A 21223-nucleotide genomic window follows, 5' to 3' on the forward strand; every position below is an offset into this window, starting at 1 on the left:
TCTCCCGACCTCACTTCGTTCGGCCACCCTCTCCCGCGAAGCGGGAGAGGGTGGTGTGTTACGCCGGCAATTCCAAAATCCGTTTGGCGATGATGTTGAGCTGGACTTCACTCGTCCCCCCCTCAATCGAATTCGCCTTAGTGCGCAGCCACGCGCGCGCCTCGGCACCGCCGCGCGAGCTTTCGCTCTCCCATTCGAGCAAGTTCGAACCACCCGCCGCCATCATCAGCTCATGGCGCGATTTGTTGAGCTCGGTGCCGTAATATTTCATCATCGAGGGCTGCGCGGGATGCGCGCGACCCGCTTTCAACTCGTCGATGAAGCGCTCGGACATCGACCCGAATGCGTTCGCGCGCACTTCGAAAGAGGCGATGCTCGCGCGGAGCAACGGATCGGCGAGGCGGCCGTCATGATCGAGCCCGATCGTGGCGATTGCGCCTTCGATCAACGGGTTGCCGCCCGAACTTGCCAGACCCATGCCGGAAATCATCTCGCGCTCATGGCCCAGCAGATATTTGGCGACGTCCCAGCCCTTGTTCTCGTCATGGACGCGCTGCGACTTGGGCACCTTCACATTGTCCATGAAGGTTTCGCAGAAGGGCGAATAGCCCGAGATCAGCAGGATCGGTTTGGTCGAGACGCCGGGTGAGGCCATGTCGAACAGTACGAAGCTGATCCCGCCCTGCTTGGTGGTTTTGTCGGTGCGGACGAGGCAGAAAATCCAATCGGCCTTGTCGGCATAGGAGGTCCACACCTTCTGCCCGTTGATGACATAATGGTCGCCCGCATCCTCGGCGCTGGTGGCGAGGCTGGCGAGGTCCGACCCGGCATTGGGTTCGGAATAGCCCTGACACCAGCGGATTTGCCCCTTCGCGATCTTGGTCAGGTAATCGAGCTTCTGCTCCTCCGTCCCGTATTTCAGCAATGCTGGCCCGAGCATAGAGATACCGAAGGAATTGAGCGGGTTGCGGCACTTCATTGCTGCCATTTCTTCGCGCAGAACTTTGGTCTCCGCTGGCGATAACCCGCCGCCGCCATAGGCGACCGGCCAATCGGGCACGGTCCAGCCGCGCGACGCCATGGCGTCCATCCATTCTTTCTGGCCGGGCTGGAAATCCGGGTTCCGTCCGCCCCAGCACGCATCCTTATCGGTGCGGATCGGCTCGCGCATTTCGGGCGGGCAGTTCGCTTCCAGCCAGGCACGGGTTTCGGCGCGGAAGGTGTCGAGGTCGGTCATCTATCGGCTCCAGACGAGGTCGTGCGCCACGCGGGCGACGGCGATGGCGGTGTGGTCGGCATAACGGTCTGCAATCACTTGCACGCCGATCGGCATGCCGTCGGGATCGACGCCGACCGGAACGCTGGTGGCGGGCAGCAGCGGGAAGGTGGCAAGGCCGGGATAGGCGATCTGTGCGGCGAAGGGGGTTGCGACACCATCGATCATGGCGATGCGATCGCCGATCGGTGTGTCGTCGTGCAGGAAGGCCGTCGTGCCCCAGGCGGGGGCGATCACCGCGTCATACGCGCGAAACAGCCGACGCCACGCGCGACGGCATGCGGCTTGCCGGTCGAGCAGGACGATCATCGGGGTCGACGGTGGGCCGCTGGGGGAGGGTGCCCCGCGCGCCATCGCGACCGCGAGAATGCGCATGTAATCTTCATGCTGGCTCTTAAGATCGGGAAGCAAGTCGCTGTGATAGTCTACTGTCGCACCGACTTTCGCAAAGGCTGCCCCGACCGCCTCGACCGCGTCGGATATCGTCGCCGCAGCCGCCGCGAGCGGATGACGCGCGAGGATGAGGATGCGCCAGTCGCCCGTGCCGCGCGGCGTGGGCTTGGGCAACGGAAGATCGCTGACGAGATCGAGCGCCAGTGCGAGATCGTCGGGATCGCGCGCGAGCGGGCCGATCACGCTGAGATTCGGCGCAGCCCCTTGGGTACGCGGAAAATAATGGCCGTCCGTGTCGAGCATTCCGAAGGTCGGCTTGTGACCCCATATCCCGCAAAAGGCGGCGGGAACGCGGATCGATCCGCCAATGTCCGAACCGAACTCAAGCGGCACGAACCCCGCCGCAAGCGCTGCAGCCGACCCGCCCGAGGAGCCGCCGCTGACGCGGTCGAGGTTATGCGGGTTGCGCGTGCGGCCGTAATTCGGGTTGTTGGTCTGCAGATCGGCGAGGCCGACGGGGATGTTGGTCTTGCCGAGGATGACAGCACCCGCCGCCTTCAGCCGCTGCACCGCGACGGCATCCTCGGTCGCGATATGATCGGCATGTTCGGCAAAGCCCCAGCTCGTCGCCAAACCGGCAATGTCAAAGCTTTCCTTGACCGTCATCGGCACGCCGAGCAGCGCGCGGTCATCCTTCGGCCCCGCGTCGATCGCGCGCGCGGCGTCGCGGGCGCGATCGAAATCACGGATGACGACGGCGTTGATCGCGCCATCGCCCGCTTCGATCCGCGCGATGGCCGCGTCGCACTCGGCGAGCGCGGTGGTCTCGCCCGAGCGGATCGCGGCGGCGGTGGCGATTGCCGATTTCAATTGAAGCGCCCGTTGCTCTCGGCCTTGCTCTTGAGCAACTCGCTCACTGCAAAACCGTGCTTTTCGAGGCCGGCGACGATCTTCTTGAGACCCTCGCTATCGGCCCAGAACATCGGCCCGCCGCGATAGATCGGCCAGCCATAGCCGTAGATCCACACGACATCGATGTCGGACGCGCGCTGCGCCATTTTCTCTTCCAGGATCAGCGCGCCTTCATTGACCATCGTGTAGAGCGTCTTTTCGATGATCTCTTCGTCGCTGATCTCACGCTTCTGCATGTTGGATTTCGCGCGGAAATCCTCGATGATCTCGGCGACGCGCGGGCTTGGCGTCGGGTTCCGCTTCTCGTCATAATCGTAGAAGCCCTTTTGCGTCTTCTGGCCCCAGCGCCCTTCGGCGGCGAGCGCGTCGCGGATGCTTTCGATGCGGGTCGGGTCGCGATGCCAGCCGATATCGACCCCGGCGAGATCGCTCATCTGGAACGGCCCCATTGGCATGCCGAATGCGACATGAACGCGGTCGATCTGCTCGGGCGTCGCGCCCTCCATCAGCAGCTTCATGGCTTCGATCTGGCGCGGCTTGAGCATCCGGTTGCCGATAAACCCGTCGCACACCCCCGCGACGACTGCGACTTTCTTGATCGTCTTGGCGAGCGCCATCACGGTTGCTAGCACGTCATCCGAGGTCTTTTCGCCGCGCACGACTTCGAGCAACTTCATCACATTTGCGGGCGAGAAGAAGTGCATGCCGAGCACGTCGCCCGGGCGATTGGTCGCGGCGGCGATTGCATTGACGTCGAGATAGGAGGTGTTCGACGCGAGGATCGCGCCCGGCTTGCAAATCGCGTCGAGCTTGCCGAAGATTTCCTTCTTCACGTCCATATTCTCATAGACCGCCTCGATCACGAGGTCGCAATCGGCGAGCGCGGCGAAATCGAGCGTCGCGGTTAGCGCGCCCATCGCGGCTTCGGCTTGTTCGGGCTTGATCCGACCCTTGGAGGCGGAGGCTTCGTAATTCTTGCGGATCGTGCCCGTCCCGCGATCTAGCGCGTCCTGTGCCATCTCGACGATCGTAACGGGAATGCCCGCCGACAGGAAATTCATCGAAATTCCGCCACCCATCGTGCCTGCGCCGATCACGCCGACCTTCTTGATCGGGCGTAGCGCGATCTTGGGGTCAATCCCATCGATCTTGGCGGCCTGCCGCTCGGCGAAGAAGATGTGGCGCTGTGCGGCGGACTGGACGCCCATCATCAGCTTCATGAACTCAGCGCGTTCGAACGCGATACCTTCTTCGAAGCTGGAGCCGTCGGCGGCCTTCTCGACGCAAGCGATGTTGGCGGCGGGGGCGTCGAAGCCACGGAACCGCTTGGCATTGTCCTTCTTGAACGCGGCCACCGCTTCCGGGTCGGCCTTTGCGGTCTTCTCGCGGGCGCGGGGCAGGGGGCGGGCGGCGGCGATGTCGCGCGCAAAGGCGATCGCGTCGGCGACCAGGCTGTCTTCCCCGGCGACGCGGTCGATCAGACCAGCACCAAGCGCCATCTTGGCCGACATCGGATCGCCCTTGGCGGTCAGTTCAAGCGCCACTTTCACGCCAGCGATGCGCGGGATGCGCTGCGTTCCGCCAGCCCCGGGGAGCAGGCCGAGCTTGACCTCGGGCGTACCGATCTTCGCGCTCGGCACGGCAATGCGGTAATGGCAGCCGAGCGTGACCTCGCACCCGCCGCCAAGTGCGGTGCCATGGATCGCGGCGACGACCGGCTTATCGGCCATTTCGATCATGTCGACGACGGTCGGCAGGCCGGGCTCCTGCATCGGCCGCCCGAATTCGGTGATGTCGGCTCCGGCAAAGAAGGTGCGACCATCGCAGCGGATGACCATCGCTTTGACCGCATCGTTGGCGAGACCTTCCTTGATCCCAGCCTCAAGCCCCTGCCGCACCGCTGCGCCGAGCGCGTTGACCGGCGGATTGTTCGAGATGATCACGAGGACATCGTCGTGGAGTTCGGTGGTGATCGGGCCGGTCATTGTCATTTTACTCCCTAAATCCTTCCCCCGCGAAGGCCGGGGCCTAGTCGCGGGGCAGCAGTTGGTTGCGTTGCGCTTCGTTATCACAAGCAGCGCAACTGGGCCCCGGCTTTCGCCGGGGAAGCGAGTTCGTTACGTCAGTGCGCTGTAGATCAACGTCTTCAACTCGCGCCGTATCGGATAGACGTTCGACGGCGACATTTGCGTCATGAACACCATCGACAGCTGTTCGACCGGATCGACGAAAAACGCGGTCGAGAACATCCCGCCCCAATAATATTCGCCGGCCGACCCCGGAATCATCGAGCGCGCGACATCGACATTGACCGCAAAGCCAAGCCCGAAGCCGGTGCCCGCGTTCGCCGCTTCGCTGAACAAGGACTTTGACATCGCGGCAAGATCCGAGCCGCCGGGCAAATGGTTCAACGTCATCAGCTCGATCGTCTTGCGCCCGACGATCCGCGCGCCGTCGAGTTCGCCACCGTTGAGCAGCATCGTGCAGAACCGGTGATAATCGAGTGCGGTCGAGACGAGCCCGCCGCCGCCCGAGACGAGCTTGGGCATCCGGCTCCACGCACTCGCTTCGCCGCGATCGTACATCACGCGGCCCTTTCCGGGCACAAAGGTGTAGCAATCGGTCAGCCGGTCGATCTTGTCTTCGGGCACGGCAAAGAAGGTGTCGTCCATCTTGAGCGGCGCGAAGATGCGGGTGCGGAAGAAATCGGGCAGCGATTGGCCCGACACCCGTTCGACCACTGCGCCGAGCACGTCGGTCGAGACCGAATAATTCCATGCATCGCCGGGCGAAAATTCGAGCGGCAGCTTACCGAGCGCCGCGATAAAGCCGTTGAGGTCGAGCCCGCCATGCCAATTCTCGATTTTGCCCTCGCGATAGGCCGCGTCCACATTCGAGCGATTCTGAAAACCGTAGGTGAGCCCCGAGGTATGACGCAGCAAATCGACCATCCGCATCGGTTCGGTCGTCGGCTTGGTCTGGAACGGCACGCCGCCGCCGCCGCCATTATACACGCCGAGCCCTTTAAATTCGGGGAGTACGTGGTGGACCGGCGTGTCGACCGCGACCTTGCCTTCCTCGACCAGCATCATGAACGCGATCGAGGTGATCGGCTTGGTCATGCTGGCGATGCGGAACAGCGAGCTCTCGTCGATGCTGGCACCGCCTTCTCGTGCCGCTCCTTGCGACGAGAAATGCGCGATCTCACCGCCCTGCGCGATCAACAGCTGGCAATTGGGGAGCTTGCCCGAATCGAGATAGCGTTCCTTTAGAAACGTATCGATCGCGGCGAGGCGGGCGGTGTCGAATCGTCCGGTGACGGGCAGGTTCACGGTCATGTCAGTTTCCATACCCCCGGTTCGAAAGCGCAAGGTCCCTATTGCCTTGAGTGGCGCGCGAATCAACACTAACCTTGCGAAATTCGATCGGCGCGGCAAACCCGAGTTTCAACTGACGCACGCGCCGACATAGAGGAGAGCATCGTCTTGGATATGGAACCACTCGTCGCGCTCGACCCGGCCTGGCCCAAAATGGCGCTTGCCGACGCCGAAGCGGCGCTGACGGTCGCGGGTGGCAAGTTCGAGATCGAGACGGTCGAGATCGACGGGATTCCGACTCGCGTGTGGAAGCATGCACCCCCGTCGCTCGCATGGCTGATCGCCGCGTCGCGGGCGCATGGCGCACGCGCGTTCACGGTCTATGAGGACGAGCGTGTCAGCTATGACGCGAATTTCCGCGCCGTGGCCGCGCTGGCGCATGCGCTGGTCGCAATGGGGATCGGCAAGGGCGATCGCGTTGGCCTCGCAATGCGCAATTTGCCCGAATGGCCGGTGATCTTCTTTGCAGCGGCGAGCATCGGGGCGATCGTTGTGCCGTTGAACGCGTGGTGGACCAGCGGCGAGCTTGAATATGGCATCGACGATTCGGGCTGCCGGATCCTGTTCGTCGATGATGAGCGCTATCAGCGGCTGGCGACGGACAATCCGGCTTTGCCCGCGATCGAGAAGATGGTCGTGGCGCGCGCATCGGTCGCGCTCGATCCGCGCGCGATGCGGCTGGAGGATCTGATCGGCACGCCGCATGGGTATGCGACCTTGCCCGACGCAGAGTTGCCGTCGGTCGCGCTGCTGCCCGACGATGCGGCGACGATCTTTTATACCAGCGGTACGACCGGCAACCCCAAGGGTGCGCTTGGATCGCACCGAAACCTTATGACCAACATCCTGACCTCGGCCTTTTCCGGTGCGCGAACGTATTTGCGGCGCGGCGAGGCGATCCCCGATCCGACGCCCAAGACCTTTCTCACCTGCATTCCGATGTTCCACGTCACTGCGTGCAGCGCGACGATGATGGGGGCGGTCGCGGCCGGCAACACGCTCGTCTTCATGCGCAAATGGGACACGATCCGCGCGATGGAGTTGATCGAGCGCGAAAAGGTGCACGTGACCGGCGGCGTGCCGACAATCGCGTGGCAGATCCTCGAGCATCCCGACCGCGACCGTTACGATCTCTCTTCGCTCGAGGCGATCGCGTATGGCGGGGCCCCGTCCGCGCCCGAACTGGTGCGGCGAATCTTCACCGAATTCGGCGCGCTGCCCTCGAATGGCTGGGGCATGACCGAGACGATGGCGACCGTCACCGGACATGGCGGCGAGGATTATCTCGCGCGCCCGACCAGCGCGGGGCCGCCGGTGCCCGTTGCCGATCTCAAGATCGTCGATGAGGATGGCGTGACCGAACTCGCCATTGGCGACGTCGGAGAGCTATGGGCGCGCGGGCCGATGGTGGTGAAGGGCTATTGGAACAAGCCCGAAGCGTCCGCCGCGACCTTCGTCAATGGCTGGGTGCGCACCGGCGATCTGGCGCGGCTCGATGACGAGGGCTTCGTCTATATCGTCGATCGCGCGAAGGACATGATCATCCGCGGCGGCGAGAATATCTATTCGAGCGAGGTCGAGAACGTCCTCTACGCGCATCCGGCGGTCACCGATTGCGCGCTGATCGGCATTCCGCACCGCACGCTGGGCGAGGAACCCGCCGCGGTCGTCCATCTCGCCCCCGGAATGGAGGCGAGCGAGGCGGAATTGCAGGCCTGGGTGAAGGCGCGCCTGGCGATCTTCAAGACGCCGGTCGCGATCCGCTTCGTCCACGACACCTTGCCGCGCAACGCGAATGGCAAGATTTTGAAGAAGGACCTTAAGGTGCTGTTCGAGGACCGGGTCGCGGCGTGAGCCGGGTGCGGCACGGGCGCGGATGCGATTTCGTTCGGCCGTGGGCGCTGAAGGGCACACGCTCAGTCCCGCAACGGGTTACGCGATTGCCGACTCGACCGCGACTTTCCACCCTGCCAGCCGTGCCTCGCGTGTCTCGGGCGGCATCATCGGCTCGAACGTCTCGACCGCACCGCGCATGACGCTGGCCTCGGCCAGGTCGGAAAACAGCCCGCACCCGATCCCGGCCAGCATCGCCGCACCAAGCGCGGTGGTCTCGGCGAATTTTGGGCGTTCGACGCTGACGTCGAGGATGTCGGCCATGTCCTGCGCCATCCAGTCATTGGCGACCATCCCGCCATCGATCCGCACGCTCGCCCAATCGACGCCGTCGGCGGCAAAGGCGGTCTTCAGATCGTGCGCTTGATGCGCCATCGCTTCCAGCGCGGCGCGGACGATGTGCGCCTTGCCGGTCGAAAAGCTCAGGCCTGAGATCGCCCCACGCGCATCGGGCTCCCACCATGGCGCGCCGAGGCCGGACAAGGCTGGTACCAAGTACACGCCGCCATTGTCGGGCACGCTGCGCGCCAAGGCTTCGGTTTCTGCCGCCGTGCCGATCAAGCCGACTTCGTCGCGCAGCCATTTGATCAGGCTGCCCGCGACGAACACTGATCCTTCGAGCGCGTAGGAGCGCCGTCCGCCCAATTGCCAGACGATCGTCGACAGCAAGCGATGGCGCGAGGTCGGCGGGGTCGGTCCGGCCTGGCTGAGGACGAACGCGCCGGTACCGAAGGTCGCCTTGGTCTCGCCGACCGCGAGGCACGATTGCCCGATCGTGGCGGCTTGCTGGTCGCCGGCAATGCCGCAAATCGGGATTGGGGAGCCGAACAGCGTAGTAGTGCCGAATTGACCGGCGCAATCGACGATCTCGGGCAAGGCCGCGCGCGGGACGGCGAACAGGTCGATCAGGCCGTCGTCCCATTGCCCGCTGCCGATCGCCATCAGCGCGGTGCGGCTGGCGTTGGTCGCGTCGGTAATGTGCAAGCCACCCGTTAGCTTCCAGACCAGCCAGCTTTCAACCGTGCCGACCGCGAGACGCGCGCCCGCTGCCTTGACCGCAGGCCAATGCGCCATGGCCCAGCCGATCTTGCTCCCCGAAAAATACGGGTCGAGCAGCAGCCCGGTCTTGGCCTGTACGACGCTTTCATGCCCCGCCTTCTTTAGCGCGCGACAGGTGGCGGCGGTGCGGCGGTCTTGCCAGACAATCGCGGGGGCGAGCGGCTCGCCGGTCTCGCGGTCCCAGAACACCACCGTTTCGCGCTGATTGGTGATGCCGATCGCGGCGATCTTTTCGGCGCCGCCCGCTTCGTCGATCACCGCGCGCGTGACGCTGAGCGTCTTGTCCCAGATCTCGGCCGCATCATGCTCGACTCGGCCTGGCTCCGGATAATGCTGGGTCAGTTGCGCGGCGCGGGTGGCAAGGCACGTCCCGTCGGGGCGGAACAGCATTGCGCGGGTCGAGGTGGTGCCCTCGTCGATAACCAGGATGAGATCGGCCATGCTCCATCGCTAGCGCCGTTTGCGCGGCGTGGGAATGGCGCTAGAGTCGCGCCATGGCAGAACGGGATGACAACAAGAGCGGTGCGTTTGGCTTGCCGGTGGCACAGGCGGCCGGGGACGAGGATGAACGCCGCGTTGCGTTGCGGCGCGATCGGCTGCTGGCGGCGCTCACGCTGATCGCCGGGGTCGGCCTCGCACTGGCGCTGCCGTTCGCGCTGAAAGCCGGGGCCGAGTTCTTCCTGCCTACCACCGCGGCGTTGGTCATCGCCATCGCGCTGGTGCCGGTGCTCGAATGGCTGGAGCGGCGGCGTGTTCCGTCGGCCCTGGCGGCGCTGACCTGTGTCTTGCTGTTCCTCGTTGCGGCGAACGTCGCGCTGGCGGCGATCATCGTGCCCGCAACCGAATTTTTCCGTCGCTTGCCCGAACGCATCGACCGAATTCAGATGAACATCGCGCCGCTGATCGATCTGTATCAAAGCTTCCAGAAATATCTCAACCGCACCGTCCAGCACCTCGCCGCGACCGGCCCGATCAAGGCCCCGGCGACGACGGCGGTAACCCCGCCGAGCTCGATCCTCGAACTTGCGGCGAGCTTTGCGCCGTCGGTGATCGTGCAAGTGTTTTTTGGCGTTCTGATCGTGTTCTTCTTCCTGTCCGGTTGGTCGCGGTTGCGCAAGAAGACGATCACCAGCCGGGCGAGCTTTGGCGGCGCGATGGCGACCGCGCGGGTGATTCAGGACGTGGTCGACGATACCTCGGCCTATCTCGGGACGATCACCGTGATCAACCTGTCGCTTGGGCTGCTGATGTCGGGCCTGTTGTGGGTGATGGGGATGCCATTTCCGCTGATGTGGGGCGGGATCGTCGCCTTGCTCAATTACGTGCCCTATTTCGGGCCGATCGCGGCGGCGATGTTGCTGGCGCTGGGCGGTTTGATGACCTTTCAGGACATTTGGGTCGCGCTGGTTCCCGCCTTCGCGATGATTGGCTGCCATCTGATCGAGGCCAATGCGATCACGCCGCTGATCGTCGGGCACCGCTTGACGATCAACCCGATCATGATTCTCGTCTCGATCAGCTTCTGGTCATGGGTATGGGGCACGGCGGGCACGCTGCTGGCGGTGCCGTTGCTGATTATCCTGCAAACCATCATCGGCGCGGCGGGCAAGCCCGATATCGCCGGTTTCCTGTTCGAGCACGGCACTTTAACCGGGCGCGGCAAGGGCGGTTTCGACGGTTCTGCGGAAGAACGCGAAACCGGTGGTTGACAGGGTAGGGCGGCTCGCATAGTTGGCTCGCCTCACGCTTTATAAGCGGGTGTAGCTCAGTTGGTTAGAGCGCCGGCCTGTCACGCCGGAGGTCGCGGGTTCGAGTCCCGTCACTCGCGCCAAAGCGCAGCAAGCACGAAAATAGCGAAGCTATTTACGAGACTTGCAAGATCGGCCTACGGGGCCACAGCCCCGGTCGATGGCGCGGCTTAGCCGCGACGATCCTCGCCTCAAAAACTCACCACCGCCCGGTCTCCATCCACGCCAGCATCCGCCGAAGCGGCAGCACCCAGATCCACGCGATCCCGGCGACCAAATAATATGCCGCCTGCAGCAGCGGGTGCAGCTGCCCGACCACGCCCGACAGGCTGGCCGCGAGGATGCACCAGATCGTGATCAGCGCCAGGATGCCGAGCATCCCCACAGGTTTGCGCCAGCTTGGGGTCATGGTCGTGGGGTCCATCCATTTTCGGTGATGATCGCGTGGAGCGGCATGTCCCACGGATCGGTCGGCAGCGTTTCGACGCGTTGTACGTCCCATGCAACCCCGATCCGGCGCGCATGCGGGAATTGCGCGAAGGCGCGATCGTAATAGCCCGCCCCCTGACCCAATCGGTCGAGCTTCGCATCGAAGGCAAGGAGCGGCGTCAGAATGATGTCGGGCACGAGCGCTGTAGCGTCTGTGGCTGGCTGCTGTAGCCCGAACGGACCGGCAAACAGGGCCGCTTCGGTTGCCCAGGCGAGGAAGCGCATCGGTTCGGTGCGAATCGTGACGTGGGGCAGGGCAATCACACAGCCGGCCTCGACCGCCGCGCGGGCGAGCAGCGACGGGTCGGCCTCGCTGCCGATCGGAACGTAGGAGGTGACGGTCAGGCCGGGCTTCAGCAGCGCGCGATATTCTGGGGGCGCTTCTATCGCGGGCGGCTTTCCCGCCACGAAGGCATCGCGGGCGGCGCGGATTTGGGCGCGCAAGCGGTTTTTGTCGGTGGGAATCACGGCGCGTCGCGGCAAAGCCGCGCCGTCGGAGCTTGGCTGGAGCCAAGCCCGGCCGCGCTTGCGCGTCTCTGCGACAGCTTCGCTGTCGTCGTGCGCGCGTCGCGGGTGGCGGGACCGCCGTGACCGGTGGCCGGGTTATCCACTGACGCACGGTACGTCAGGTGGGGACCATATGCTTCGGACCAAGATCCTAACAGGGACAGCCCCCTTTGGATGATGAATAGCCTCAGGGATAATAAAGGCTCGTATCGGGCAGTACCCGCCGCTTACTGATATAGGCGCGTTGCGGCTATTGCTCAAGAGACGCAGCGAGTGATTCGAGGCGCGTCGCGATTCGCTCCAACACAGCCTCATCCTTGGTCGCCGTAGGACGGCGATCGGCTTCTTCCAGTGCATCGGCGAGCATCAGCGCGACGAACAGCATCGTGCGCTCGCCGTTGAGACCGCCCGAGGCGCGTGCTGCGGTCGACCAATGCGCATCGAGCATCGTCCCGAGGCGGCGCACTTGATCCTCCTGCCCATCGGGGCAAGCGACGCTGTGGCGGCGGTCGCCGATGGTAAGTGTAACATCTGCCATCAGTTTTGCTCGCGTTCGAGGACCGCATCGAGCGCGGCAATCGCCTCGGCCATGCGGCTGCGCAGCGCTGCGTGACGGGCGATCAGGCGGGCGCGGCTGGTGTCGCGCAAGGCTGCGGCGACTTCGATTCGGGCGAGCGCCCGATCGATCCGGTCGAGCGCGGTCGGGGGAGATGGCTCTGACATTCCGCGCAGATAGCATGCCGCGACGCCCCGACAAGGCGCATTTGTGACGATCGTGTGTCAAGCCGAGCGCGGCGTGCGACGGTTGACGCGCGCGCCCGCCGCCCGCAAAGACGCGCGCATTGCAGGACTCGGTCGCCGTACGACGCCGCCGGGTCGATCCGCTTTCAAGGAGCTATAGCGATGACGATCAAGGTTGCGATCAACGGTTTCGGGCGCATTGGCCGCCTTGTCGCGCGCGCGATTCTCGAGCGGAACGACAGCGGACTTGATCTGGTCGCGATCAACGATCTGGCCGATGCGAAATCGAATGCGTGGCTGTTCAGCCGCGATTCGGTGCACGGCAAATATCCCGGCAAGGTGTCGGCCGAGGGCAATGATCTGGTCGTCGATGGCAAGCGCATCCGCGTCACCGCCGAGCGCGACCCGGCGAATTTGCCGCATGCCGAACTGGGCGTGGATATCGTGCTGGAATGCACGGGCTTCTTCACCGACCGCGAAAGCTGCCAGAAGCATCTCGATGCCGGTGCCAAGAAGGTGCTGATCTCGGCCCCGGGCAAGAATGTCGATCTGACCGTCGTGTTCGGCGTCAACCACGACAAATTGACCGCCGATCACACGATCGTGTCGAACGCGTCGTGCACCACCAACTGCCTCGCGCCCGTCGCCAAGGTGCTCAACGATGCGATCGGGATCGAGCGCGGGCTGATGACCACGGTCCACGCCTATACCAACGATCAGAAGATCCTCGATCAGATCCACCCCGATCTGCGCCGCGCCCGCGCGGCCGGCATGTCGATGATCCCGACCACGACCGGCGCCGCGCGCGCAGTCGGCGAAGTGTTGCCGGAATTGAAGGGCAAGCTCGACGGTTCGGCAATCCGCGTGCCGACCCCCGACGTCTCGCTGATCGACCTGACCTTCACGCCCAAGCGCGACACGACGCGCGACGAGGTCAATGCAATCCTGAAGGCCGCGTCGGAGAGCGGGCCGCTGGTCGGCATTCTGGATTGGTCGGACGAGCCGTTGGTGTCGATCGACTTGATGCACACATCGGCCTCGTCGACGGTCGACAGCCTGGAAACGGCAGTGCTCGACGGCAAATTGGTGCGCGTCGTCAGCTGGTACGACAATGAATGGGGTTTTTCGAACCGCATGGTCGACACGGCGGGTGCAATGGGCAAGTTCCTGTAATGGCCCTCGCCGTCATGCCAGCGCAGGCTGGCATCTCTAGGGGGGATGCGGATCAAGCGCCCCACGGAGACCCCAGCCTTCGCTGGGGTGACGGTGTTGGCAGCGGGGTTGGCACGCTTGCCGGCATCGCGCGGCATGCGCGTCCCAAGGCCCCGATGGAGGCGCTCGATCATGTCGAGGTGAGTGTCGCAGGCGGCCTGCACGGCGATTTTCGCGGCGTGGTGAAGCCCGGCGGTAGGGGCCGCCGGCAAGTCACGCTGATGGAAAGCGGCGACTGGGCGGCAGCGATGGCCGAGATCGGCCACAGCATTGCGTGGTTCGAACGCCGTGCGAACTTGCTGGTTGAAGGTCTTGATCTGCCGCAAGTTCCGGGAACGAAGCTGCGCATTGGCACCGATGTGCTGCTCGAAATCACGCGTGAGACCGATCCGTGTGAACGGATGGAAGGATTGGCTCCCGGCCTCAGGGCGGCATTGCTGGTCGATTGGCGCGGCGGCGCGTGTTCGCGCGTATTGGTCGGCGGGATGATCCGCGTCGGCGACACAATCAGGATCGTAGCATGACGAGAGCTTTCAAGACGCTTGACGATATCGGTGACGTCCACGGCAAGCGTGTGCTGGTGCGCGAGGACCTCAACGTGCCGATGCACGATGGCGTGGTGAGCGACGATACGCGTTTCCGCGCGACGCTGCCGACGGTGACCGAATTGGCCGACAATAAAGCGATCGTGCTGATCTTGGCGCATTTCGGGCGACCCAAGGGACCGAGCGCGGAATTTTCGCTGCGGCAGATCGTCGAACCCTATTCCGCCGTGCTTGGTCGGCCGGTGAAGTATGTCGATTGGGAAGGCGATGTCGCAGCGGTCGCGGCGCTCGCCCCCGGTGATATCGCGGTGCTCGAGAACACGCGTTTCTTCGGCGGCGAGGAGAAGAACGATCCGGCGACCGTCGCGCGCTTCGCGGCGCTGGGCGATCTTTACGTCAACGATGCCTTTTCCGCGGCGCACCGCGCGCACGCCTCGACCGAAGGGCTGGCGCACGTGCTGCCCGCCTTTGCCGGGCGGGCGATGGAGGCCGAACTCGATGCGCTCGACAAGGCGCTGGGCAACCCCGAACATCCGGTCGCGGCGGTGGTGGGCGGCGCGAAGGTTTCAACGAAGCTCGACGTACTGCAGCATCTCGTCAGCAAGGTCGATCATTTGATCATCGGCGGCGGCATGGCCAATACCTTCCTGGCGGCGCGCGGCGTCGATGTCGGCAAGTCGCTGTGCGAACATGATTTGACCGGCACGGCGGACGAGATTTTCGTGGCGGCCGAGCGCGCCAATTGCACGATCCATCTGCCGTATGACGTGGTGGTGGCGAAGGAATTCCGGGCCAATCCGCCGGTGCGCACGGTCAACGTCCATGAAGTTGCCGCCGACGAAATGATCCTCGACATCGGCCCGGCGGCGACCGAGGCGCTGGCCGATGTACTCAAGAATTGCCGGACGTTGGTATGGAATGGCCCGCTCGGCGCGTTTGAGACGCCGCCGTTCGACACGGCGACGGTGGCGTTGGCACGGACGGCCGCCGCGCTGACCAAGAGCGGATCGCTTGTCTCGGTCGCAGGCGGCGGCGATACCGTCGCGGCGCTCAATCAGGCCGGTGCCGCGGAGGATTTCACCTTCGTCTCGACCGCAGGCGGCGCGTTTCTGGAGTGGATGGAGGGCAAGGACTTGCCGGGTGTCGCGGCGTTGCGGCGGAACGCGTGAAACGGAGTTGCGTAGCGTATGAGAGTGAGTGGAGTACGGTCGTTCCGTTAGCCCGGTGAACGCGAAATTCGTTCCAACATCGCCGCCACTTCGCTTGCCCCCTCGACCAATACAAGCTTGGCGGACGGCCGACATGCGGGCACGAGCACGGTCCACTCGTTGAAAATCTCGTCGTAAACATCTTGCGGTCTTGGCGGTAGGCTAATGCTTGCGATCCGTCCGGGCCAGTCTGGCTTTACGTTTGATAATTGTTGCACACAGACGGTTCGTAGGACGCTGTTACAACCTTCTGAGCATTTGATAATTTTTAGCCCGTCGCGTCGCAATTCGTATCGCAAATGCTGCCGCAATCGCTTGTCTGCGATCATCTGCCCGCAAGTGGCAAGACCGATCAACCCACCCGTCGTGATGGGAGCCCAGATGGAAACTCCCCAAACTAGCGTGCCGATTGCAAGCAGCCCGACGAGAGCGCCACTCGCAACTACGGAAACCCAACCCTCTGGCGATAAGAAAAGACCTTGGTAAGGTCGCCCGGCCCATACAATTTCTGGCGCGGGTTCTTCTCTTGCCTCGCGATTCGCGGTATCCGTTTGGATAGACATTGTCGAAAGATGCCCGCGTCATCTGCTGTCTGCAACTGGGCATTACAGGTGATGCCCATTCGTGACTTTATCCCCTAACTCGCGGGAAGTGCGACAGGGACCGGTTCCACCAGCAGTGGAACCAGCTCCTTGTTGAGCGCATCGAGATCGAACGCCGCTGCCTTAGCATAGCGAATGCGGCCAGCGCGATCGATGATGTAGTTGGTCGGCACGCCGCCCAGCGTGTCGTATTTGCCCTTGATCTTGCGCGCCGGCTGGATGTGCATGACGGCGAACAGCTTCTTGAGCTGGTAGAGTGGTACCGAATCTTCGGTGGTGATGGCGAAGACGCGCAATCCGCGCGCCTTTTGGATTTCATAATAGCGATCGAGCAGCGGCAGTTCCGATCTGCACGGGACGCACCACGTCGCCCAGAAATTCAGCACCACGACTTGCCCGCGCAAATCTGCCGAGGACACTTTGGTGCCATCCATCAGCGTTAGTTCGAACGGCGGCGCGATAGCGCCAACCTTAAGCGATCCGCTTGCCCCGAGGAGCAGCGGGGCGGCGAGGCACAGCGCAGTCCCGGCGGTCAACTTTTTAAGAAATTTCAAAGAAGTGCGCATTGTTCGCCCCCTATGACGTGGGATGCAGATTGGCGTGCTTGTCGCGCGCGGTCAACCGTTGCCCCATGCTGTCCGGCCCGCTAACAGCCGCGACAACATTCGTATGCGCGGCGGCGCACCACGCGCAGATAGTGAAGGACACCCGATGCTCGACCAGGACATGATGGCCAAGATCGCAACCGGGAACGGCTTCATCGCCGCGCTCGACCAGAGTGGCGGATCGACGCCCAAGGCGCTGGCCGGTTATGGCGTAACGGCGGATGCCTGGTCGAACGACACCGAAATGTACGATCTGATCCACGACATGCGCAGCCGCATCATCACCGCGCCGAGCTTCAGCGGCGGCAAGGTGATCGGCGCGATCCTGTTCGAACGCACAATGGACGGCCTGGTCGACGGCAAGCCGACACCGCAAGCGCTGCGCGACCGGGGCGTGGTGCCCTTCCTCAAGATCGACAAGGGCCTGGAGGACGAAGCCGACGGCGTGCAAGTGATGAAGCCGATGCCCGGGCTCGACGCCTTGTTGGCAAGCGCGAAGGCGCTGGGCGTGTTCGGGACCAAGGAACGTTCGGTCGTCAACCTCGCCAATCGTACCGGCATCGCCGCGATCGTCGCGCAACAGTTTGCGGTCGCGCAGGCGGTGCTGGCGGGCGGGCTGATGCCGATCCTTGAGCCCGAAGTGAATATCAAGAGCGCCGAGCGCGCCGAAGCCGATCAGATCCTGCTCGAGGAGATCCTGAAGGCGCTCGACGCGATGACCGGCGATGCCAAGGTGATGCTCAAGGTCTCGATTCCGGCCACGCCCAACCTGTTTACGCCGTTGGTCGATCACCCGCGCGTGCTGCGCGTCGTGGCGCTGTCGGGCGGGTTCAGCCGCGGCGAGGCGTGCGCCGAACTGGCAAAAAATCGCGGGATCATCGCCAGCTTCAGCCGTGCTTTGCTGTCCGATCTGCGCCATCAAATGACCGATGCGGAATTCGACGCCGCGCTCGGCGCTGCGATCGACGAGATTTACACGGCGTCGACGGAGAAGGCGGCGGGCTGATCGCATGCTGCGACTTTCGCTGCGCGCGATCTGCGGTTAGGGCGGCGCGATGGACATCATCGACCCGCTCGGCCCGCTCGACCCCAATTTCGCGACGCAGTTCAAACGCGACATGCGGCGGCCGAAATGCCAGCTGTATCTCGTCTCTCCGCTGGAGGTTGGCGGCATCTTTCCCGACCGTCTGAAGCGCGCACTCGACGCCGGCCCGGTCGCCGCGTTCCAGTTCCGCGTGAAGGATGTGGATCAGCATGCGGCTGCATTGCTGGCCGAGCCGCTGCGCCGGATTTGCAGCGATGCCGACGTTGCGTTTATCGTCAATGACAGCATCGCGCTGGCCAAGCGCGTTGGGGCCGACGGGGTGCATCTGGGGCAGGGCGACGGCGATCCGCGCGAAGCCCGCCTCGAACTCGGGCCGGCCGGACAGATCGGCGTGACCTGCCATGGCAGCCGTCACCTGGCGATGGAGGCGGGCGATGCGGGCGCGGATTATGTCGCGTTCGGTGCCTTTTACCCGACCCAGACCAAGACGACCGAGCATGTCGCCGACCCGGTGCTGCTCAGCTGGTGGTCGACGGTCTTCGAAATCCCTTGCGTTGCGATCGGCGGGATCACCCCCGCCAATGCGCCGCCGCTGGTCGCTGCCGGGGCCGATTTTCTGGCGGTAAGCCATGCCGTGTGGGGCGGCGACGAGGCGGCGGCGATACAGGCGTTCGACGCGGTGCTGGCGTAGCGCGGCGCTCGCGCTAGAAGCGGTTCCGGCCGACGCGCAGTTCGACCTTGTTGGTGAAGAGCTTGCGCGCGACGGTGCCGGCATCGCGGACCAGCACCATGACCTCGTCTCCGGCCAGGATGCGCTCGTCACTCGGCGGGCGGGTGAGGCGGGTGTCGCCGCGCTTGATCTGAACAATGAAGAACGCCCCGGCCGCCAGCCGTTCGGCATCGCCCACGCTGAGATTGGCCATCGCGGTCCCCGGCTCGGCCACGACCAGTTCGAGATCGAGCCCCAGTTCGCCGAGATCGTTGCGCGCCCGCACCACGGCATCGGCCGAGGACAAGGCACCGCTGGCCGGATAGAGGATCATCCGTGCGATGCGCTCGGCCCCGATATGCGTCGGCAGGACAACCTTGTCGGCGCCCGCGCGTAGCAATTTGCGCTCGGTCGTCGGGGCCTCGCCGCGCGCGATGATTTCGAGCGCGGGGTTCAAATTTCGCGCACTCAAGGTGATGAAGACGTTGGCGGCGTCATCGGGCAGGACCGTCGCCAGAACACGCGCGCGGTCGATCCCGGCGGCGAGCAACACGTCCTCCTCGGTCGCGTCGCCAGCGATGCAGAGATAGCCCGCTGCCTCCGCCTCGGCGAGGCGTTCCGGTCCGCGCTCGACCACCACCAGCGGCGTGCCCGCGCACGCCAGGTCGCGCGCCAGCATCAGGCCGATCCGCCCGAAGCCGCACACGATAACGTGCCCGGTCAATTTCTCGATGCGCGCGTGCATGCGATTCGCTCCCAAAATCTGCTTGAGCTGTATCACGGTGAAGAACTGAACCAGCGCGCCGGTCAGCAGGATCATGCCGGTGCAGCCAAGGATCATCGTCCCCATCGTGACCGCGTGGAGGTACGGCGTATCGATCGCCCGGACCTCGCCGTATCCGACGGTATAGACCGTCAGGACCACCATGTACGATGCGTCGGTGAAGCTCCATCCGGCAGCCATGTAGGCCAGCGTCGCCACCACCACGACGGTAAGCACGAACGCCACAATCGACGCGAGGTTGCGCAGGGGCGAACCCAGCACGCTTTCGGTATCGGTCAGGAAGGTGCGCACAGCCAAAGGGTGTGCCGGTGCGGTGCCGCTAAGTCCAGCCCGCCTTGCTCAACCGGGCGACCATCGCTAAAGGCCCGCGCTCACGCTCTTTCAATCTGCAGGCACCCCCATGAAGATCAACGCGGTCGAAATCCGTCCCGGCAACATTCTGGAATATGAAGGCGGCATCTGGAAGACCGTCAAGATTCAGCATACCCAGCCGGGCAAGGGCGGTGCCTATATGCAGGTCGAGATGAAGAACCTTATCGACGGCCGCAAGACCAACATCCGCTTCCGCTCGGCCGAAAGCGTCGAGAAGGTGCGGCTCGACACGGTCGATTTCCAATATCTCTTCCGCGAGGGCGACACGCTGACCTTCATGGACAAGATCAATTACGAGCAGATCACGCTCGACGCCGACATCCTCGGCAATGCCGCTGCCTTCCTGCAGGATGGCATGGATGTCGTGATGGAATTGTGGGACGAGCGCCCGATCGCGGTGCAGTTGCCCGATACGATCGAGGCGATGATCGTCGAGGCCGATGCCGTGGTGAAGGGGCAGACTGCTTCGTCGAGCTACAAGCCCGCGATCCTCGAGAATGGCGTCCGCGTGATGGTGCCGCCGCACATCGGAGCGGGCACGAAGATCGTGGTTGACGTTTACGAGCAGACTTACGTGCGGCGGGCAGACTGAGCCTAAATCCCTCTCCCTTTGGGAGAGGGTGGCCGAGCGCAGCGAGGTCGGGTGAGGGCAGGGCTCTTACCTGCCCTCACCCTCCCACCGCCTGCGGCGGCGGGCCCTTCCCTCTCCCAATGGGAGAGGGGTTTTGGAAGATACTATGGCATCCCATTCCGGTCTCATGACCATCATCGACCGCGCCGTGCGCAAGGCGGGGCCGCGGTTGCGGCGCGATTTCAACGAAGTCCAGAATCTGCAGGTCAGCCGCAAGGGGCCAGCCGACTTCGTGTCGATCGCCGACCAGCGCGCCGAACAAACGATCTATGAGGAATTGTCGCGCGCGCGGCCGGACTGGGGCTTCCTGATGGAGGAGCGCGGCGAGATTGCGGGCGACCCGAACAAGCCGCGCTTCATCGTCGATCCCTTGGACGGCACGACCAACTTCCTGCACGGCATCCCGCATTTCGCGATCTCGATCGGGGTCGAGGAACCGCTGCCCAATGGCAAGCGCGAGATCACCTCGGCGATGGTCTATCAGCCGATCACCGATGAAGCGTTCTGGGCCGAAAAGGGGCGTGGCGCGTGGGTCCAGTCGGAGCGGCTGCGCGTGTCGGCGCGGCGCGATCTCGGCGATTCGCTGATCGCGACGGGCATTCCGTTCATGGGCCATGGCGATTTCGCGCAATGGGCGCGCATTTTCGGCGCGGTAGCCCCCGAAGTCGCCGGCATTCGCCGGATGGGATCGGCAGCACTCGATCTCGCCTGGGTCGCGGCGGGGCGGTATGACGGCTATTGGGAAAGCGACCTGAAATATTGGGACGTCGCGGCTGGGCTGTTGCTGGTCAAGGAAGCGGGCGGCTTCGTGTCCGATTTCCGCGGCGGCGAGCGGATGATCGAGCGCAGCGAGTTCCTCGCCGCAAACGACGCCCTGCAATCGCGCCTGCACAAGCTGATCGCGGGGGCATTGCGGTAAAAGCCCCTCTCCCGTTGGGAGAGGGTGGCCGAGCGCAGCGAGGTCGGGTGAGGGCAGAGCCGCAGCGATCGCTTTGACCCTCATCCGGCGCTTCGCGCCACCTTCTCCCACCGGGAGAAGGAAAGATGGCCTCGCGCCCTTGCCCGACTCTCGGCACCGTCCTAAAGCCCGCGTCACCCCCCTTCGCACTTGCGAG

General features: G+C 64.2%; 20 protein-coding genes and 1 tRNA gene. 10 read left to right on the top strand and 11 right to left on the bottom strand.

Going from position 1 to position 21223, the window contains the following annotated elements; all coding sequences use genetic code 11:
• Positions 1–58: 58 nt before the first annotated feature.
• From IEV62_RS10120 to IEV62_RS10135, 4 genes are all read right to left on the bottom strand, one after another.
• The gene (locus tag IEV62_RS10120) at positions 59–1237 is read right to left on the bottom strand and encodes an acyl-CoA dehydrogenase family protein (RefSeq protein WP_188447070.1); all 1179 of its coding nucleotides are present in this window, start codon (positions 1235–1237) and stop codon (positions 59–61) included.
• Positions 1238–2539, bottom strand: a complete 1302-nt coding sequence (locus IEV62_RS10125) for an amidase family protein (RefSeq protein WP_188447072.1) — start codon at positions 2537–2539, stop codon at positions 1238–1240. It abuts the gene before it with no gap.
• Complete coding sequence (locus IEV62_RS10130) at positions 2536–4566, bottom strand: 3-hydroxyacyl-CoA dehydrogenase NAD-binding domain-containing protein (protein WP_188447073.1); 2031 nt, start codon at positions 4564–4566, stop codon at positions 2536–2538. Before IEV62_RS10130 ends, IEV62_RS10125 begins: the two co-directional genes overlap by 4 nt.
• 132 nt (positions 4567–4698) lie before the next feature.
• Positions 4699–5931 carry a serine hydrolase domain-containing protein gene (locus IEV62_RS10135; protein ID WP_188447076.1) on the bottom strand — a complete coding sequence of 411 codons (1233 nt, stop codon included), beginning with the start codon at positions 5929–5931 and terminating at the stop codon, positions 4699–4701.
• Positions 5932–6072: 141 nt separating this feature from the next.
• Here IEV62_RS10135 and IEV62_RS10140 point away from each other — a divergent pair, with 141 nt between their 5' ends.
• The gene (locus IEV62_RS10140; protein WP_188447078.1) at positions 6073–7812 is read left to right on the top strand and encodes a class I adenylate-forming enzyme family protein; all 1740 of its coding nucleotides are present in this window, start codon (positions 6073–6075) and stop codon (positions 7810–7812) included.
• Positions 7813–7890: 78 nt separating this feature from the next.
• Here the strand turns inward: IEV62_RS10140 and glpK are convergent, their stop codons facing one another.
• Positions 7891–9351, bottom strand: coding sequence for a glycerol kinase GlpK (gene glpK / locus IEV62_RS10145; protein WP_188447080.1), 1461 nt, complete (start codon positions 9349–9351; stop codon positions 7891–7893).
• Positions 9352–9404: 53 nt separating this feature from the next.
• Between glpK and IEV62_RS10150 the strand changes: the two genes are divergently transcribed.
• Positions 9405–10619, top strand: a complete 1215-nt coding sequence (locus tag IEV62_RS10150) for an AI-2E family transporter (protein WP_188447082.1) — start codon at positions 9405–9407, stop codon at positions 10617–10619.
• A 45-nt stretch (positions 10620–10664) separates the two neighbouring features.
• A tRNA-Asp gene (locus tag IEV62_RS10155) sits at positions 10665–10741 on the top strand.
• 116 nt (positions 10742–10857) lie between these two features.
• On the opposite strand, the gene IEV62_RS10160 is transcribed toward IEV62_RS10155, so the two are convergent.
• From IEV62_RS10160 to IEV62_RS10175, 4 genes are all read right to left on the bottom strand, one after another.
• Complete coding sequence (locus tag IEV62_RS10160) at positions 10858–11067, bottom strand: DUF2842 domain-containing protein (RefSeq protein ID WP_188447084.1); 210 nt, start codon at positions 11065–11067, stop codon at positions 10858–10860.
• On the bottom strand, positions 11064–11612 hold the full coding sequence (locus IEV62_RS10165; RefSeq protein ID WP_188447253.1) for a 5-formyltetrahydrofolate cyclo-ligase: 549 nt from the start codon (positions 11610–11612) through the stop codon (positions 11064–11066). Before IEV62_RS10165 ends, IEV62_RS10160 begins: the two co-directional genes overlap by 4 nt.
• Before the next feature lie 292 nt (positions 11613–11904).
• Entirely contained in the window at positions 11905–12192 is a 288-nt protein-coding gene (locus tag IEV62_RS10170) for a cell division protein ZapA (RefSeq protein WP_188447086.1), read from the bottom strand.
• On the bottom strand, positions 12192–12377 hold the full coding sequence (locus tag IEV62_RS10175; protein ID WP_188447088.1) for a hypothetical protein: 186 nt from the start codon (positions 12375–12377) through the stop codon (positions 12192–12194). The genes IEV62_RS10170 and IEV62_RS10175 overlap by 1 nt, the downstream gene beginning before the upstream one ends.
• A gap of 180 nt (positions 12378–12557) precedes the next feature.
• Here IEV62_RS10175 and gap point away from each other — a divergent pair, with 180 nt between their 5' ends.
• The 3 genes from gap (at position 12558) to IEV62_RS10190 (ending at position 15321) form a co-directional block, all read left to right on the top strand.
• On the top strand, positions 12558–13568 hold the full coding sequence (gap, locus tag IEV62_RS10180; RefSeq protein ID WP_188447090.1) for a type I glyceraldehyde-3-phosphate dehydrogenase: 1011 nt from the start codon (positions 12558–12560) through the stop codon (positions 13566–13568).
• A 155-nt stretch (positions 13569–13723) separates the two neighbouring features.
• Positions 13724–14131, top strand: coding sequence for an MOSC domain-containing protein (locus tag IEV62_RS10185; RefSeq protein WP_188447255.1), 408 nt, complete (start codon positions 13724–13726; stop codon positions 14129–14131).
• Positions 14128–15321, top strand: coding sequence for a phosphoglycerate kinase (locus tag IEV62_RS10190; protein ID WP_188447092.1), 1194 nt, complete (start codon positions 14128–14130; stop codon positions 15319–15321). The genes IEV62_RS10185 and IEV62_RS10190 overlap by 4 nt, the downstream gene beginning before the upstream one ends.
• 676 nt (positions 15322–15997) lie before the next feature.
• Here IEV62_RS10190 and IEV62_RS10195 read toward each other — a convergent pair.
• Entirely contained in the window at positions 15998–16528 is a 531-nt protein-coding gene (locus IEV62_RS10195; RefSeq protein ID WP_188447094.1) for a TlpA family protein disulfide reductase, read from the bottom strand.
• A 145-nt stretch (positions 16529–16673) separates the two neighbouring features.
• On the opposite strand from IEV62_RS10195, the gene IEV62_RS10200 reads away from it, so the two are divergent.
• Both IEV62_RS10200 and thiE read left to right on the top strand, forming a co-directional pair.
• Positions 16674–17573 carry a fructose bisphosphate aldolase gene (locus IEV62_RS10200; protein WP_188447096.1) on the top strand — a complete coding sequence of 300 codons (900 nt, stop codon included), beginning with the start codon at positions 16674–16676 and terminating at the stop codon, positions 17571–17573.
• A 49-nt stretch (positions 17574–17622) separates the two neighbouring features.
• Positions 17623–18303, top strand: a complete 681-nt coding sequence (gene thiE, locus IEV62_RS10205; protein ID WP_188447098.1) for a thiamine phosphate synthase — start codon at positions 17623–17625, stop codon at positions 18301–18303.
• Positions 18304–18316: 13 nt separating this feature from the next.
• Here thiE and IEV62_RS10210 read toward each other — a convergent pair whose 3' ends face one another.
• On the bottom strand, positions 18317–19396 hold the full coding sequence (locus IEV62_RS10210) for a potassium channel family protein (RefSeq protein WP_188447256.1): 1080 nt from the start codon (positions 19394–19396) through the stop codon (positions 18317–18319).
• A gap of 109 nt (positions 19397–19505) precedes the next feature.
• Between IEV62_RS10210 and efp the strand changes: the two genes are divergently transcribed.
• Together efp and IEV62_RS10220 are read left to right on the top strand one after the other, a co-directional pair.
• On the top strand, positions 19506–20069 hold the full coding sequence (gene efp, locus IEV62_RS10215) for an elongation factor P (RefSeq protein WP_188447100.1): 564 nt from the start codon (positions 19506–19508) through the stop codon (positions 20067–20069).
• Positions 20070–20214: 145 nt separating this feature from the next.
• A complete protein-coding gene (locus IEV62_RS10220) occupies positions 20215–21027 on the top strand; it encodes an inositol monophosphatase family protein (protein ID WP_176496344.1) in 813 nt (270 codons plus the stop codon).
• The last annotated feature ends 196 nt before the right edge of the window (positions 21028–21223 follow it).

Source organism: Sphingomonas psychrolutea (genome assembly GCF_014636175.1).
Classification (GTDB): Bacteria; Pseudomonadota; Alphaproteobacteria; order Sphingomonadales; family Sphingomonadaceae; genus Sphingomonas; species Sphingomonas psychrolutea.

What these genes read in the sequence shown, in the direction of transcription:
- IEV62_RS10160 (WP_188447084.1), bottom strand. Translation starts at nt 11,067, where the DNA reads ATGACCCCAAGCTGGCGCAAACCTGTGGGGATGCTCGGCATCCTGGCG.
- efp (WP_188447100.1), top strand. Translation starts at nt 19,506, where the DNA reads ATGAAGATCAACGCGGTCGAAATCCGTCCCGGCAACATTCTGGAATAT.
- IEV62_RS10200 (WP_188447096.1), top strand. Translation starts at nt 16,674, where the DNA reads ATGCTCGACCAGGACATGATGGCCAAGATCGCAACCGGGAACGGCTTC.
- gap (WP_188447090.1), top strand. Translation starts at nt 12,558, where the DNA reads ATGACGATCAAGGTTGCGATCAACGGTTTCGGGCGCATTGGCCGCCTT.
- IEV62_RS10185 (WP_188447255.1), top strand. Translation starts at nt 13,724, where the DNA reads ATGGAGGCGCTCGATCATGTCGAGGTGAGTGTCGCAGGCGGCCTGCAC.
- IEV62_RS10120 (WP_188447070.1), bottom strand. Translation starts at nt 1,237, where the DNA reads ATGACCGACCTCGACACCTTCCGCGCCGAAACCCGTGCCTGGCTGGAA.
- thiE (WP_188447098.1), top strand. Translation starts at nt 17,623, where the DNA reads ATGGACATCATCGACCCGCTCGGCCCGCTCGACCCCAATTTCGCGACG.
- IEV62_RS10150 (WP_188447082.1), top strand. Translation starts at nt 9,405, where the DNA reads ATGGCAGAACGGGATGACAACAAGAGCGGTGCGTTTGGCTTGCCGGTG.
- IEV62_RS10170 (WP_188447086.1), bottom strand. Translation starts at nt 12,192, where the DNA reads ATGGCAGATGTTACACTTACCATCGGCGACCGCCGCCACAGCGTCGCT.
- glpK (WP_188447080.1), bottom strand. Translation starts at nt 9,351, where the DNA reads ATGGCCGATCTCATCCTGGTTATCGACGAGGGCACCACCTCGACCCGC.
- IEV62_RS10130 (WP_188447073.1), bottom strand. Translation starts at nt 4,566, where the DNA reads ATGACCGGCCCGATCACCACCGAACTCCACGACGATGTCCTCGTGATC.
- IEV62_RS10220 (WP_176496344.1), top strand. Translation starts at nt 20,215, where the DNA reads ATGGCATCCCATTCCGGTCTCATGACCATCATCGACCGCGCCGTGCGC.
- IEV62_RS10175 (WP_188447088.1), bottom strand. Translation starts at nt 12,377, where the DNA reads ATGTCAGAGCCATCTCCCCCGACCGCGCTCGACCGGATCGATCGGGCG.
- IEV62_RS10140 (WP_188447078.1), top strand. Translation starts at nt 6,073, where the DNA reads ATGGAACCACTCGTCGCGCTCGACCCGGCCTGGCCCAAAATGGCGCTT.
- IEV62_RS10190 (WP_188447092.1), top strand. Translation starts at nt 14,128, where the DNA reads ATGACGAGAGCTTTCAAGACGCTTGACGATATCGGTGACGTCCACGGC.
- IEV62_RS10195 (WP_188447094.1), bottom strand. Translation starts at nt 16,528, where the DNA reads ATGCGCACTTCTTTGAAATTTCTTAAAAAGTTGACCGCCGGGACTGCG.
- IEV62_RS10135 (WP_188447076.1), bottom strand. Translation starts at nt 5,931, where the DNA reads ATGGAAACTGACATGACCGTGAACCTGCCCGTCACCGGACGATTCGAC.